The organism is Extibacter muris, assembly GCF_004345005.1.
In the GTDB taxonomy this organism is placed as follows: Bacteria; Bacillota; Clostridia; order Lachnospirales; family Lachnospiraceae; genus Extibacter; species Extibacter muris.
Window position 1 is genome coordinate 205,789 of sequence record NZ_SMMX01000002.1, and the last position, 14,189, is coordinate 219,977.

Sequence of the window (14,189 nt, forward strand, 5' to 3'; positions counted from 1 at the left end):
CGATATGACGAAGAATCCATATGAAGTATTAGGGGTATCCCAAAATGCGTCAGACGATGAGATAAAGAGTGCATACCGGGAGCTGACGAGAAAATACCATCCGGATGCCAATGTGAACAACCCGCTGGCCGATCTGGCGGAAGAGAGGTTCAAGGAAGTCCAGGAAGCCTACGATACGATTATGAAAGAAAGGGAGCAAGGCGGCGGCTACCGTTACGGCTACGGCGGAAGCAGCGGATATGGCAGCGCCGGAGGCGGCCAGCAGGGCGGCTTCGACAGCTCCCAGCAGAATGTCGAGATGCAGGCGGTGTATAACTTCATCAACAGCAGACGTTTCCAGGAGGCGCTCAACCTTCTGAACCGTATGCCGGAGCGGACTTCACAGTGGTATTATGCGAGCGCGTATGCCAACGCAGGCATGGGGAACAATGTACTGGCCAGGGACCACGCGGCCCAGGCAGTCAATATGGAACCAAACAATGTGCAGTACCGGCAGCTTCTGAGCCAGCTCGAATGGAACAGCCAGAGGTACCAGAATAACCCGTACGGCGGATACGGTGCCGGCGGACAGACATGCGGTACCGGCAATATGTGCTGCGACTTGTGTATTGCAGACCAGCTCTGCGAATGTATGGGAGGAGATCTTTGCACATGCATGTAAAGGCAAAATCTATGGCAGTGTGCGGCCTGATGCTGGCGTTGTCGGTCGTATTCATGGCCCTTGGCAGCGTGATAGAGACGAGCACCTTGTTCCTGCTGGCGGCGGCGTCCTATTTAACCGGAATCGTCATCCGGGAATTTGGCCTTGGAATGGGGACGGCATTCTGGCTTGCGGCGGTCCTGCTCGGACTTCTGCTGGCTCCGAACAAATTCTATGTGATTACATTTGCGGCGATGGGATCCTATATCGTGGCTGTCGAGGCGGTCCACCGCAGGCTCGTGGCTTCACGGATTCAGAACCGCAGGGCGGCATTCTGGATAATAAAATACATCATATTCAACATTCTGTATATTCCCGCGGTGTTACTGCTGCAGGAGCTGCTGTTCGGACGCAGGATGTCAGGCATGATGCTCGTCGGTATCATAGCAGCGGGACAGATAGGCATATGGTTATACGACAGGGCGTATGAATACGTACAGAGACACATATGGAGCCGGATGCGGGGGCATCTGATGAATTGAGAATATTGCGATTTGCGAATAAGGATGGCAGAGCAGCCGTGACGACTGTTTGGCCATCCTTATTTTAAGACACCGGCAAGATCCAGGGCATACAGGATACCGCACAATGTATCTGTCCCGGAGGAGTGTCCCACAGCCTCAAAGCTTTGGAGAATCTCATCTGCCGGAGGGAGGTCCCACAGCCTGCAGACAGCCTGGCTGAACTGGTTCTGAAGCGCACAGCGCAGGAACGTTCCGCTGATGTCATTCGTATCGGACAGATGGCCCTCCAGCTGTGCGGCCAGGCAGCGCGCGAAAGGATGATCGGTAAGCCGGCAGAGCGTGAGCGAAGCGAGCACGCCGCACAGAAAGTCATCGCCGCTTGGCGTAAGCCCGATGCCAAGTCCGATGAGCCGTGCCAGAGTGCGGGCCGCTTCCATGTATGCATTGGTCCGGAGCAGGAGGCGGCAGCGCGACATATGTTCCATGGCGGCGGAAAGAACCAGGCTTTCATCGCCTGCCTTCCCGGCACTGGACGAAAACAGCTGGCGGAAACCGCTGCTTTCAGATCTGCTGACAGCCATCTGTACCCGGCTTTTCAATATGTCAGGAGAAGACCACGCGGAGAACCCAGACAGCTCTGAACGATAGATAAGGCTGGGGCTGTAACGGAAGATGGACGAGTTTCCTAAAGATATGATCTCTATAGAATCTCTGGAAAAGCGTACAGCCTGCCCCGGATCGATATGGAGCGATTCCAGCTGCCCGGCTGTCAGATTCGTCATAAGGCTGACAGGGGACAGCGGGGAGGCGGCGGACTGCAGGGCAAGAAGCTGCCCTTGTGCCTGAATATTTATCGTTTTGCTATATACAGAATGGACGGTGCCGGAAGAGCATTGACGCACGAAATCGTCTGCATATGTGGATGTATCGGTTATCATAGAAATCATAGCTTAGCAGCTCCTTAGCCGGGTGTGGTGGACGGAGTGCCGATGACAGACTCCAATCTAATAATAAATTCTATCAAATAATAGAATAAATTACAAAAAATAAATCGAATGATAATTATTTTTATACATATCAGACAAAAAAACGCTATTTTTTCCCGATTTCATGTCATTGTTTTTCTGGATTGTATCTAATAAAATACATGTTATGTAATAAATGGTTAACCAGAGTATGATAAAAAAAAGACAATTGGTACCTTTGACAAGGAGGAAAGCGATGTATGATTTAGTAGTGAAAAACGGAAAGCTTGTAACCCCGGACAGGATTTACGAGGCGGATATTGCAGTGAAGGACGGCGTGTATTCTGCTTTTCTTGCAAAAGGAACAGTGGCGGAAGCAAAAGAAGTTATCGATGCGAAGGGGAACTATGTGTTTCCGGGCATCATCGACTGCCATGCGCATCTTAACGAGCCGGGATTCGAGCACCGGGAGGATTTCGAGACCGGTTCCAGAGCGGCCGCCGTGGCAGGCTGTACGTGCCTGATCGACATGCCTCTGAACAATGATCCTTCTCTAATGAACAAAGAGATTTTTGACCTGAAGATGGGACGTATCAGCAAGCACTCGGTGATTGATTATGCACTTTGGGGCGGCATCGTAGGAGACTATGACAACCAGCCGGGTTCTGTAAAGAACAATATGAATGACCTGGTCGACCTGCATAACTGCGGCGTGGCGGCTTTCAAAGGCTTTACATGTCCAAATGGGGACCTGTTCCCTACTGTCAATATGGGAAATGTAAGAAAGGCGCTGGAGATACTGAAGCCATACAATGCACTTTGCGGATTCCACTGTGAAGAATTCGGCCAGGTACTGGAACGTGAAAAAGAGGCGAAGGCAAGAGAAGGCAGAAGCGATGAAGAGAAGATCAGGGATTTCCTCGACTCTCATGACGTATGGACGGAATATGTAGCCACGAAGAACGTGATCGATATGGCCCGGGCGACCGGCGGCCGTGTACATATCTGCCATGTGAGCCATCCGATGGTTGCACAGGTGGTAAAAGATGCCATCCATGAAGGGCTTCCGGTCACGGCCGAGACATGCCCGCACTATCTTGGATTTACGGAAGACTTTGTATTTGAAAAAGGTGCTCCGGCAAAATGCACCCCTCCGATGCGTACAAAAGAAGACATGGAGAAGCTGTGGGACTATGTGCTTGACGGGACATTATCCTGTGTGGGCAGCGACCATTCTCCGGCGGCAGATGAAGAAAAGGACAATGCGACAAAGGATATATGGCATGCTTGGGGCGGCTTGAATGCAATCCAGTTCTTCCTTCCGATGATGTTTGACATGGTTGTCAACAAGAAAGGCTTAAGCCCGACCCTGATTGCAGAAGTGATGGATTACAATCCCGCAAAAGTGTTCGGACTGTACGGTAAGAAAGGCGCGTTCGAGCTTGGATTCGACGGAGATATCGTTATCGTGGATCCGGACAAAGAATGGAAATGCAGGCAGGAAGAGCTGCTGACGAAAGGGCACGTATCCTGCTTTGACGGGCTGGAAGGAAAAGGTGCCCCGGTATATACGATCATCCGTGGCAAAGTCGTGGCCGCCGACGGCAGCTACAACGAGGACGCCGTGGGATATGGGATGTATGTGACTCCGGCAGACGCCAGATAACAAAAGAAGGAATGAAGGAGAGAGATTATGAGTGATGTAAATAATGAAGTAAAAAAAGAATCCGGCTCATTGGCGCCGATTCAGGAGAAAGACCGAATTATGGGATGGGGATCATACCTGATGCTCTGGCTTGGCGGATGTATCTCTATCGGTACGCTGACGATGGGTTCCGCACAGCTTGACAAAGGGCTTAACCTTATGCAGGTGTTCCTTGCCGTGCTGATTGGTTCGACCATCCTCGTTATCGGCATCTGCGCGAATGACCGTTTCAGCTATAAGTCAGGAGCTCCATATGCGATTCAGCTGAAGAGCGCATACGGTACAAAGGGGAACATCGTACCTGTCATGATCAGAGGCCTGCCTGCAATCGTGTGGTATGGATTCCAGACATGGCTTGGGGGATCTGCAATCAACCAGATATCCATAGCGATCTTCGGATATGACAATGTCGTATTGTTCTTCATCTTGTTCCAGGTGCTCCAGATCATCCTGTCGGTAAAGGGCTTCCATGGAATCAAATGGGTAGAGAATGTTGGAGGCGTCGTCATCGTATGCGCGATGCTCTACATGCTCTATGTATGTGTTACCCAGTACTGGGGCGTTATCGGCGATAAGCTCATCAGCAGGGAAGGTTCCTGGGGGATGCCGTTTATTGCGGCCATCATAGCATTCTTCGGAAACAGTACGACCGTCATGCTCAATGCAGGTGACTACTCCAGGGAGCTGAAAGGCGGCTTCTCCGTAGGAAAGCGCGGTGTCGCCTACTTTATCGCCATGGTGCCTACGACAGTGCTGCTTGGCCTGATTGGCGCGATGGCTTCTACTGCTACAGGTATCGCGAACCCGATCAATGCATTCTCGCAGATGGTCAATAACAAAGTCCTCTTAGTAGCGACACTCGGATTCATCTTATTTGCGCAGATGACGACAAACCTCGCCAGCAATGTCGTGCCGCCGGCTTATGCATTTATGGACGCGTTCAAGATGAAGCACAGGACAGCGGTCATCCTTGTCGGTGTCCTGGCTGTCTGCACTTGTCCGTGGATTCTGACAAATGACAGCTCGGCTGCGGGATTAGACCTGTTCGTCAAGATCTATACCGCGTTCTTCGGGCCGATATTCGCAGTCCTGATTACCGATTACTATATTCTGCACAGAGGCAAGATCGATGGCGAAAAGCTGGATGACTTGTATGATGATAAAGGAAACCACGCCGGCATCAACTGGGCAGCCATCATAGCGACGGCCGTAGGCGCGGTCATCGGGCTGATCAATGTAGACATATCCTTCTTTACAGCCACGATACCGACAGGGCTGGTATACTATTTCTGTATGAAGAAGATGCCGTCATGCGGACGTTTCAGGAAAGGAACTTCTCTTGAGAAGTGATAGGAGGCAATACATATGTATGATATTTTAGTGAAAAATGGAATAATTGTAACGGCAGATGCTGTCTCGGAAGGGAACATAGCCATAAAAGACGGTAAAATAGCAGCCGTGCTGGCAGCAGGTATCGAGCCTGAGGCTTCAAAAGTCATAGACGCGAAGGGGAACTATGTGTTCCCCGGAGCGATCGATACGCACGCACATCTGAATGACCCTGGCTATGAGTGGCGGGAAGACTATGAGCATGGTACGGCCGCGGCCGCGGTCGGCGGCTATACGACGGTCATCGATATGCCGCTGCAGAATGAGCCGGCGATGACGAATGCAGACCTGTTTGACCGTAAGGTGGAAAAAGTGGACAGCAATGCCTACTCGGACTATTGCTTCTGGGGAGGCCTCGTACCGGATAACCTCGAGGATTTGAAAGGGATGCATGACAAAGGTTGCGTAGCATTCAAATCATTCATCGGCCCCGTATCCCCGGATTACAGCTCCTTAAATTACGGGCAGGCATATGAGGCGATGCAGCGCATCAGAGAATTTGGCGGTCGGGCAGGCTTCCACTGCGAAGACTTTTCCATGATCAAATGGCAGGAGGCCAGGATGAAAAAGGAAGGCCGTCTTGACTGGCAGGGCTTTCTGGATTCCAGACCGGTCATCGCCGAGATGGTAGCGACGGTAGATATGATCGAGATTGCCAAGGCAACGGGATGCAAGGTACATATCTGTCATGTGAGCAGCCCGGATGTGGCGCAGAAGATCAAGGAAGCACAGCAGGAAGGCTATGATATAACAGCAGAAACATGTTCACATTACTTAAGCCTCACAGACAGGGACGTCATAGAAAACGGACCGATGTTCAAGTGTGCGCCTCCGCTCCGTTCCCAGGACGAAGTAGACAGACTGTGGACATACGTAGAAGACGGTACGTTCAGCGGAATTGCAAGCGACCATTCCCCGTGTTCCTATGATGAGAAGTTCAAAGAAATTCTTGGCAGCAAGATAGAGAATGTATTCGACGTATGGGGAGGCATCAGCGGAATTCAGAGCGGTTTCCAGGTGGCATTCAACGAAGGGTGCGTTAAGAGGGGCGTAAGCCCTGCCGTGCTTGCCAATTCTATGGCAAAGCTTCCGGCCAGGGCGTTTGGAATCTACGGCAGAAAAGGAGATATCAAGCCGGGATTTGACGCGGATCTGGTAATCGTTGACCCGCAGAAAGAATGGGAGATAACAAGTGATTCTCTCCTGTATGTTAATAAAATATCTGCATTTGTCGGCATGAAGGGCAAGGGACAGCCGGTATGTACGCTGATTCGCGGGAATGTCGTTGCCGAAGACGGAAAGATTACAGCAGAAAAAGGCGTGGGCGAATTGATCAGAAGATTAAGCTGAGCCTGTGCATATCGAAAGGAGAGAGAAGATGAGTAATATCATTGATAATTTGGAGTTAAACCCGGAGCTCGTCAAGAATGTGGACCCGGATCTTCAGCCGACCAGGAAACGTATCATGGGGTCCTTATCCTATGCGGCAAGCTTTATGGGAGGGTGCGTATCTATCGGTACGTTCTCCATGGGCGCGGGGCTGATAGGTGTGCTGACGGTGGGGCAGGCGATTCTTGCCATGATCATTGGATGCCTCGTTATCGCCATTGCGCTCGTCGTAATCGGCAACTGCGGACATAAGTATGGGATACCTTATACGGTACAGCTCAGAAGCAGCTTTGGAACGGCAGGCGTCAAGATACCGGGACTGCTCAGAGGCGTGCCTGCGATTATCTGGTTCGGATTCCAGAGCTGGGTAGGAGCCGGGGCCATCAACAGCTGTTTCAAGATCTTGTTCGGATTTGACAATCTGCCGGTCGTCTATGCATTGTTCACGCTTCTGCAGGTAGCGCTTGCGATCAAAGGGTTTGAAGGAATCAAATGGCTTGAGAACATATCCTGTGTCTTTATCATTGCAATCCTGGCTTACATGCTGTACGTGGTTAAGACGCAGTTTGCCACAGAGATTGATGACGTGTTCTCAGGAATAAAAGGAACGTGGGGCATGCCGTTCTGGGCAGCGACCACATCCTTCCTTGGCATCTATTCGACCATGATCATCAACGCATCAGACTATTCACGTAACCTGAAGGAAAATGTAAAGTCTGTCCGCACGGCAAGCATATACACGGTGGCAATCCTGCCGGTAACGCTGTTCATGGGGCTCATAGGCCTTCTTGTTACGGCAGCGACAGGCAACAGCGATCCGGTCGTCGTGTTCTCTACGACGATGGGAAGCAAGTTCCTTACGATCGTGACGCTTCTGTTCATCGCCTTTGCCCAGGTAACGACGAACGTGTTGAACAATATCGTGCCTCCGTCTTACGTATTGATGGAATCCTTCCACATGAAATGGTCGCACGCCACAGTCGTCGTCGGTATCCTCTCCGCGTGCTGTATGCCATGGAAGCTGGTTACCGATCAGTCGGCGGCAGGACTCAGCCTGTTTACCCAGTTCTACTCTGCGTTCCTCGGACCGATCTTCGCGGTTATGGCGGTAGACTACTATATCCTTCGCAAGAAGAAGCTGGATATCAACAACATGTACGACAAGCAGGGAATATACAAAGGCGTCAACTGGGCGGCCATCATCGCGATAGTCGTGGGCTCCCTCTGCTCCCTGCTCATCGTGGAGCTGTCATGGTACATAAGCCTCATACCGACAGGTCTTGTGTACTACTTCCTGATGAAGACGATGAAGAGCTCGGCGCCATTCCGCAAAGGGACGATATTCGGTGAATAAAGACTAAAAATAGAGATTATAAGTGTACGACAAAGGGAAGGTGTGGAATGATTCCACACCTTCCCTTCATCTGACATATATCCCGCCAGCGTATGTTTTACGTATCCATGGCTTCGTCGAGGAACTTCAGCGTCTCTTGGAGAAGGCTCTTCGTAAACGGATCGTCCTCGACCCGGTCGAAATCGTGGGTGCTGCCGGCCGCGATAAACTGTTTTGCGGCATAGCGGCCCGTAAGCGCCAGGAATTCTTCATATGGTACATCCGGGTCGTTCGTGCTGTGGGCACAGAACAGCGGACAGGGCAGAGAGGTGCATGTACGCAGGGTATAGTCCAGATAGAAGTATTTCTCGCGCCCTTCGTACAGCAGCGTCCGCCACCGGCCGGTCTGCCTTGCATAGACATAGATGCTGTAATGCGTGTCCATGCCTCCAAAAGCCTGGAGCCCTGCCCCCGCGTTGTCCAGGCAGGAGGCTTCCACCAGAGGGAGAGAGCAATAGAAGCTGCTTGGCGCCTCGAACCAGCCGTCGCAGAGAAAGCCGTATCCATAGTAGGAAAGGATACCCTTCGGGGCGGTGGGAAGGTCCCCCTGAGCGGCGGCCAGAAGACAGAGATATGCGCCCGCGGAACGCCCCCAGAGGAAGAAAGGAAGTTCGCTGCCACCGTACATGTCAGAGCATTCTACATAGTGTGAGATGGAGGAAGATACGTCATCCAGGATCGTATTCAGCTTTGCCGCCGGGGCAAGGGGATAGTCATATGAGATGATGATATATCCTGCGCCTGTCAGCGTGTCGATATGGAGCTTGGGAAGGTCATCCCTTTCCCCGTACAGAAGGCCGCCTCCGTGGAAATACAGGATACAGGCTCTGGGCGTGGCGCTGCTGTCTGCATAGACGGTGGCATGCTTCTTGTATAATGCATTGCTTATTTCTATAACTTTCTTCTCTAGCATTTTGTAAGTCTCCTTTCAATCCCCATTTTAGCGGGCCATATGGATGAAGCATATAGATAACACAAATAACGTGCAGCGAGGTGCATATATTTTTGTCTGCTGCGGATAAATATCTACAAAATAATATCCTGGTAAAAAAGGCATGTCGGCAGTCGCTGCAATAAAAGTATTATAACATAAAACCGATATAGGCAGACATGTGAAAAAAATGACAATGGGGTATAAAGTTGATAAAAATTCTGTTCGGTTTTCTCAATAATAATAATTGAAAAATCAGATGGCAGTTGTCATAATTATGGTATAAAAACTGGTTGACCACTAGAGCAAATAATATGTTAAGAAAGAGAGGAATTAAAAATGAGTTATTTAAACGATCAGGTAGGATACCGCGAGGAGCTTTTGATGACACGTTCCGTAATCAAGAAAGAGAATTATGTGCTTCTCGAGCCAGACGGGCTTGTGAAGAACAGCATTCCGGGCTACGAGAACTGTGACGTGACGATCCTTGGCTCACCGGCGATGGGAGCATCCTTTGCCGATTATCTCGTAACGGCAAGAGAAGGCGGCAAGAACAGCGGAATCGGCGGAGAAGGGCTGGAGACATTCCTGTATGTGATATCAGGCGAAGTTACGGTTAAAAATGCGGATAAAGAAGAAGCGCTCACGGCAGGTGGATACATCTTCTCACCGGAAAGCAACGTAGTATCTTTTGAGAACAAGGGCAAAGAAGAGGCTAAGCTTTTTGTATACAAACGCAGATACGAAAGAGTGGAAGGCTACAGTGCATACACGGTTGTCGGCAATGCCAACGACCTGCCATGGATTGAATATGAAGGGATGGAGAACTGCCATATCAAGGATTTCCTTCCGGCTGCAGGCGACTTTGGATTTGATATGAACATGCACATCCTCAAATTTAAGCTTGGCGCGTCCCATGGCTATATCGAGACGCATGTACAGGAGCACGGAATGTATTTCCTGCAGGGCAAGGGCATGTACCGTGTAGATGACGAATGGGTACCGGTCAAAGCAGGCGACTATATGTTCCTGGATGCATACTGCCCACAGGCTTGTTACGCAGTAGGACGCGAGGAGGACTTCGCTTACATCTACTCGAAAGACTGTAACAGAGACGTGGTATTATAAACCGGGGAAAGAGAAATAGCGAAGAGGAGCGGAAAATATGAAACTATCTCGAGATGAATTAAAAAACCTGATGAAAAACAAGCTGATAAAAGCAGGCTTAAGTGAAGAGCACGCCGATATGACGGCGGAGATACTCACATGGTCGGACGAAAGGGGGTACCATTCCCATGGCGCTGTCCGGGTAGAGTATTACAGCGAGCGGATTGCCAAAGGCGGCATTACGACAGACCCTGTGTTTGAATGGAAAGAGACGGGACCGTGCTCTGCGATATATGAAGGTGACAACGGCTGCGGCTACGTGGCTTCCACCCTTGCCATGGAAAAGACGATAGAGATGGCTAAAAAGTCAGGCATCGCTGTGACTGGTATCCGCAACATATCACACAGCGGTTCTATCGGATACTATACAGAGATGGCTGCAAAGCAGGATCTTGTGGCAATCGCGTTCTGCCAGTCTGACCCGATGGCAGTGCCGTTCGGAGGAACGGAGCCTTACTATGGCACGAACCCCATCTCGTTCGCGGCGCCTACCGCGGACGACAGGACAGTCGTGTTCGATATGGCGACGACGGTCCAGGCATGGGGCAAGATTCTGGACAAGCGTTCCAGACATGAAGCGATACCGGATTCCTGGGCGGTGGATGAAAAAGGGCAGCCTGTGACAGATTCAAGGCTGGTCAACGCGCTGCTTCCGATTGCAGGCGCAAAAGGATACGGGCTGATGATGATGGTCGACGTATTTGCCGGAGTGCTGCTCGGCGTCCCGTTCGGAAAACATGTCAGTTCCATGTATCATGACCTTTCCAAGGGAAGAGATCTGGGACAGATGTTCATCGTTATGGATCCGTCCAGGTTCGTCGGTCTGGATGCATTTAAGAAATCGATGTCCCAGGTGCTCGATGAGCTGGGAGAGATGCCTGCGGCCGAAGGGTACGGAAAAGTATACTATCCGGGAGAGCGCGCGGTTATGCGGCGTGATAAGGCATATGAGACAGGCGGCGTGGAGATTGTAGATGAGATCTATAACTATCTCGTGAGTGAGGATGTACATTACGACAGATACGACCACAAAAACAGATTTGCCGAATAGGAGAAGGAGAACGTATGTTAAAGACAATTGTGAAGAAGGGAAGCTATCATGATTCCGTTGTTCTCATGCTTTTGACGAACCAGATTTCAACAATCAAAGGTGTGAAGAAAGTTTCGATCATGATGGCCACACCCGCCAATAAAGATATATACAGACAGAGCGGACTGAGCACGGAAGAACTGGAGAGCGCGTCGGCAAATGACATGGTTGTCGTTGCGGATGTGGATGATGAGAGCCTTCTCGATACGATCATGCAGGAGACGGAAGCGTTTTTCAAGAAGCAGTCTACCAAAGAAGGTGACAAAAAGGGAGCCGAGGCGGTAAAGTCCTGGGATAAGGCGCTTGAGAAGCTGCCGGAGGCAAACCTTGCAGTCGTCTCGATACCGGGAGCGTATGCGGCGCTGGAAGCGGACCGTGCGCTGGACGAGGGCATGAATGTGTTCATGTTCAGTGATAATGTGACGCTGGAAGACGAGATCAAGCTGAAAAAGAAAGCACATGGCAAAGGGCTGGCAGTCATGGGGCCGGACTGTGGCACTGGAATCATCCAGGGTGTGCCGGTTGCATTTACGAACAATGTAACGCCGGGCCCTATCGGCATTATCGGAGCTTCGGGAACAGGCATCCAGGAGCTGACAACGATTATCGACCGTCTCGGGGAGGGCGTAAAGAACGCCATCGGAACCGGCGGACGCGACTTGTCTTCGGAAGTGGGCGGTACTACGATGATGGATATGATCGAGGCGATGGAGAGCGACACGAGCGTCAAAGTACTCATCATCATATCCAAGCCGCCGGCTAAGGACGTAAGGGATAGGATTTCTGACCGCTTAAGCAACTTTAAGAAGCCGGTAATCACGCTGTTCCTCGGTGAAAAGCCGGAATACCATGAGGAGAACTTCTACCACGCGTATACGCTTGATGAAGCGGCACGCCTGGCGGTCGGACTCGTAAGAGGTGAAGAGGTGAAAGAGGCGGAAGTGAAAGTCGATTCTGCTGATTTCTTCCAGCCGGAAGAGAAGAAGACGATCAAGGCATATTATTCCGGAGGGACACTTGCAGGTGAGGCTGCAATGCTCATCAAAGACGCGCTAGATATGAAAGTGCCGCCACAGAAGGCAGAAGGATTTATGCTCAAGACCGGCGGACACATCGTGGTGGACCTCGGAGATGATGTATATACCCAGGGCAAGCCTCATCCGATGATCGATCCGGCCAAGCGTATCGAGTGCATGCAGGAAGCAATCGACGATGCATCTACAGGAGTCATCCTTCTGGATATCATGCTTGGATACGGCTCCCACGAAGACATGGCAGGAGCGCTGCTCCCCTCTATCATAGAACTGAGGGACAAGGCAGAGGCAGAAGGAAGGAAATTGTTCTTTGTTGCCACAGTATGCGGCACGAGAAGGGATTTCCAGAATTATGACGAAGCAGTCGGCAAGTTAAAAGACGCAGGCGTCATCGTATGTGAGAACAACAAGCTGGCAGTCCGCACGGCTATCCGGGCTATCGGCATGGACTTTGAAGAACCGTCAAAAGAGATACGTCCGAAGAAAGTGGCAGAGATTGAGAGAACAGAAGCATCAGAGAAGCTGATACAGCTTCTTTCTGAAAAGCCGAAGATTATCAATATTGGCCTGAAGAGCTTCGCGCAAGTCGTGGAATCCTTTGGCTGTGATGTCGTACAGTATGACTGGATGCCACCGGCAGGCGGGGATGTGAAGCTCATCAAGACACTTTCCTTCCTGCGCGGCTATGAAGGCTTTGATATAGATGAGGCAAACCGCTCCGTGATTGCCAAGATCGTAGCGAGCCAGCCGGTCATCAAGGATGTCGTGCCTGCAAAGTCTGTAATCAAAGAGCTGAATGAAGGGAAGGTGCTCCTTCACGCAGGCCCTCCCATCCAGTATAAAGATATGCCGGATCCGGTTCAGGGTTCCTGCGTGGGAGCCTCCTTGTTCGAGGGATGGGCTGCAACAGAAGAAGAGGCGAGAAAGCTCCTGGAGGCTGGAGAAGTTACGTTCATTCCGTGCCACCACGTCAAGGCAGTGGGACCGATGGGCGGAATCACTTCCGCGAACATGCCAGTCTTCGTGGTGGAGAATAGGACGGACGGCAACGAGGCGTACTGTACGATGAATGAAGGTATCGGCAAGGTGCTCCGGTTCGGCGCTTATTCACAGGAAGTCGTAGACCGTCTGCTGTGGATGAAGGAAGTGCTCGGTCCGACACTTGGCAGGGCAATCCGCTCCATCGACGGTGGCCTTAATGTCAACCCGCTCGTGGCAAAAGCGATTGCCATGGGAGATGAGTTCCACCAGCGGAATATCGCGGCATCGCTGGCCTTCTTAAAAGAGGTAAGCCCTATCATAACGAAGATGGATATGGAGGAAAAGGACCGCTATGATGTCATCAAGTTCCTGGCAGATACAGACCAGTTCTTCCTCAATATCATGATGGCCACAGGAAAGGCCGTCATGGACGGGGCCAGGCTCGTCACAGAAGGTACGGTCGTAACGGCTATGTGCAGAAACGGCGTCGAATTTGGTATCCGTATAAGCGGTATGGGAGACGAATGGTTCACGGCACCGGTCAATACGCCTCAGGGTCTCTATTTTACAGGTTATGACGGAGAAGACGCGTGTCCGGACATGGGAGACAGCGCGATTACGGAGACGCTTGGCGTAGGCGGCATGGCTATGATTGCGGCTCCTGCGGTAACACGGTTCGTAGGTGCGGGCGGATATGAAGATGCCCTGCGTACAAGTACCGAGATGACCGAGATTACGATAGACAGGAACCCGAACTTCATCATTCCGAACTGGAATTTCCAGGGTACATGCCTTGGAATAGACGCACGGCTCGTAGTAGAAAAAGGTATCACGCCGGTTATCAATACAGGCATCGCGCATAAAATTGCCGGATATGGACAGATAGGGGCAGGTACGGTACACCCGCCGGTCGAATGCTTTGAAAAGGCAATCACAGCGTATGCCAGGAAGCTTGGATTCGATTCAGAAGAATAGGTAACA

Annotated in this window: 11 protein-coding genes; 9 read left to right on the forward strand and 2 right to left on the reverse strand. The window is 51.2% G+C overall.

Annotation, left to right across the window (positions count from 1 at the left end; translation table 11 throughout):
• Positions 1-4: 4 nt before the first annotated feature.
• Complete coding sequence (locus E1963_RS02825; RefSeq protein ID WP_132275006.1) at positions 5-661, forward strand: DnaJ domain-containing protein; 657 nt, start codon at positions 5-7, stop codon at positions 659-661.
• Positions 652-1,182 carry a hypothetical protein gene (locus E1963_RS02830; protein WP_132275009.1) on the forward strand — a complete coding sequence of 177 codons (531 nt, stop codon included), beginning with the start codon at positions 652-654 and terminating at the stop codon, positions 1,180-1,182. The genes E1963_RS02825 and E1963_RS02830 overlap by 10 nt, the downstream gene beginning before the upstream one ends.
• 59 nt (positions 1,183-1,241) lie before the next feature.
• Here the strand turns inward: E1963_RS02830 and E1963_RS02835 are convergent, their stop codons facing one another.
• On the reverse strand, positions 1,242-2,111 hold the full coding sequence (locus E1963_RS02835; RefSeq protein WP_132275012.1) for an oxamate carbamoyltransferase subunit AllH family protein: 870 nt from the start codon (positions 2,109-2,111) through the stop codon (positions 1,242-1,244).
• Positions 2,112-2,385: 274 nt separating this feature from the next.
• Here E1963_RS02835 and allB (E1963_RS02840) point away from each other — a divergent pair, with 274 nt between their 5' ends.
• Genes allB (E1963_RS02840) through E1963_RS02855 form a run of 4 tightly spaced genes read left to right on the forward strand, consistent with a single transcriptional unit; the run spans position 2,386 to position 7,966 of the window.
• Positions 2,386-3,795: an allantoinase AllB gene (gene allB / locus E1963_RS02840; RefSeq protein ID WP_132275015.1), complete on the forward strand. Its 1,410-nt coding sequence runs from the start codon at positions 2,386-2,388 to the stop codon at positions 3,793-3,795.
• A gap of 27 nt (positions 3,796-3,822) precedes the next feature.
• Positions 3,823-5,184: an NCS1 family transporter gene (locus tag E1963_RS02845; RefSeq protein WP_132275018.1), complete on the forward strand. Its 1,362-nt coding sequence runs from the start codon at positions 3,823-3,825 to the stop codon at positions 5,182-5,184.
• Between the two features lie 15 nt (positions 5,185-5,199).
• Positions 5,200-6,573, forward strand: a complete 1,374-nt coding sequence (gene allB / locus E1963_RS02850; protein ID WP_132275020.1) for an allantoinase AllB — start codon at positions 5,200-5,202, stop codon at positions 6,571-6,573.
• A 28-nt stretch (positions 6,574-6,601) separates the two neighbouring features.
• Entirely contained in the window at positions 6,602-7,966 is a 1,365-nt protein-coding gene (locus tag E1963_RS02855) for an NCS1 family transporter (RefSeq protein WP_132275023.1), read from the forward strand.
• Positions 7,967-8,063: 97 nt separating this feature from the next.
• Here E1963_RS02855 and E1963_RS02860 read toward each other — a convergent pair whose 3' ends face one another.
• Entirely contained in the window at positions 8,064-8,918 is an 855-nt protein-coding gene (locus E1963_RS02860; RefSeq protein ID WP_132275026.1) for an alpha/beta hydrolase, read from the reverse strand.
• 357 nt (positions 8,919-9,275) lie between these two features.
• Here E1963_RS02860 and allE point away from each other — a divergent pair, with 357 nt between their 5' ends.
• From allE to E1963_RS02875, 3 genes are read left to right on the forward strand one after another with little or no spacing between them, the layout of a single operon-like run.
• A complete protein-coding gene (gene allE, locus E1963_RS02865) occupies positions 9,276-10,064 on the forward strand; it encodes a (S)-ureidoglycine aminohydrolase (protein ID WP_049728203.1) in 789 nt (262 codons plus the stop codon).
• A gap of 37 nt (positions 10,065-10,101) precedes the next feature.
• Positions 10,102-11,154, forward strand: a complete 1,053-nt coding sequence (allD, locus tag E1963_RS02870) for an ureidoglycolate dehydrogenase (protein ID WP_132275028.1) — start codon at positions 10,102-10,104, stop codon at positions 11,152-11,154.
• Positions 11,155-11,168: 14 nt separating this feature from the next.
• A complete protein-coding gene (locus E1963_RS02875; RefSeq protein ID WP_132275041.1) occupies positions 11,169-14,183 on the forward strand; it encodes a bifunctional FdrA/YlbE family protein in 3,015 nt (1,004 codons plus the stop codon).
• Positions 14,184-14,189: the final 6 nt, after the last annotated feature.

Bases quoted from the DNA above. Each gene is read 5' to 3' on its own strand.
- allB (WP_132275015.1), top strand. From the start codon at position 2,386: ATGTATGATTTAGTAGTGAAAAACGGAAAGCTTGTAACCCCGGACAGG.
- allD (WP_132275028.1), top strand. From the start codon at position 10,102: ATGAAACTATCTCGAGATGAATTAAAAAACCTGATGAAAAACAAGCTG.
- E1963_RS02855 (WP_132275023.1), top strand. From the start codon at position 6,602: ATGAGTAATATCATTGATAATTTGGAGTTAAACCCGGAGCTCGTCAAG.
- E1963_RS02860 (WP_132275026.1), bottom strand. From the start codon at position 8,918: ATGCTAGAGAAGAAAGTTATAGAAATAAGCAATGCATTATACAAGAAG.
- allE (WP_049728203.1), top strand. From the start codon at position 9,276: ATGAGTTATTTAAACGATCAGGTAGGATACCGCGAGGAGCTTTTGATG.
- E1963_RS02845 (WP_132275018.1), top strand. From the start codon at position 3,823: ATGAGTGATGTAAATAATGAAGTAAAAAAAGAATCCGGCTCATTGGCG.
- allB (WP_132275020.1), top strand. From the start codon at position 5,200: ATGTATGATATTTTAGTGAAAAATGGAATAATTGTAACGGCAGATGCT.
- E1963_RS02830 (WP_132275009.1), top strand. From the start codon at position 652: ATGCATGTAAAGGCAAAATCTATGGCAGTGTGCGGCCTGATGCTGGCG.
- E1963_RS02875 (WP_132275041.1), top strand. From the start codon at position 11,169: ATGTTAAAGACAATTGTGAAGAAGGGAAGCTATCATGATTCCGTTGTT.
- E1963_RS02835 (WP_132275012.1), bottom strand. From the start codon at position 2,111: ATGATTTCTATGATAACCGATACATCCACATATGCAGACGATTTCGTG.
- E1963_RS02825 (WP_132275006.1), top strand. From the start codon at position 5: ATGACGAAGAATCCATATGAAGTATTAGGGGTATCCCAAAATGCGTCA.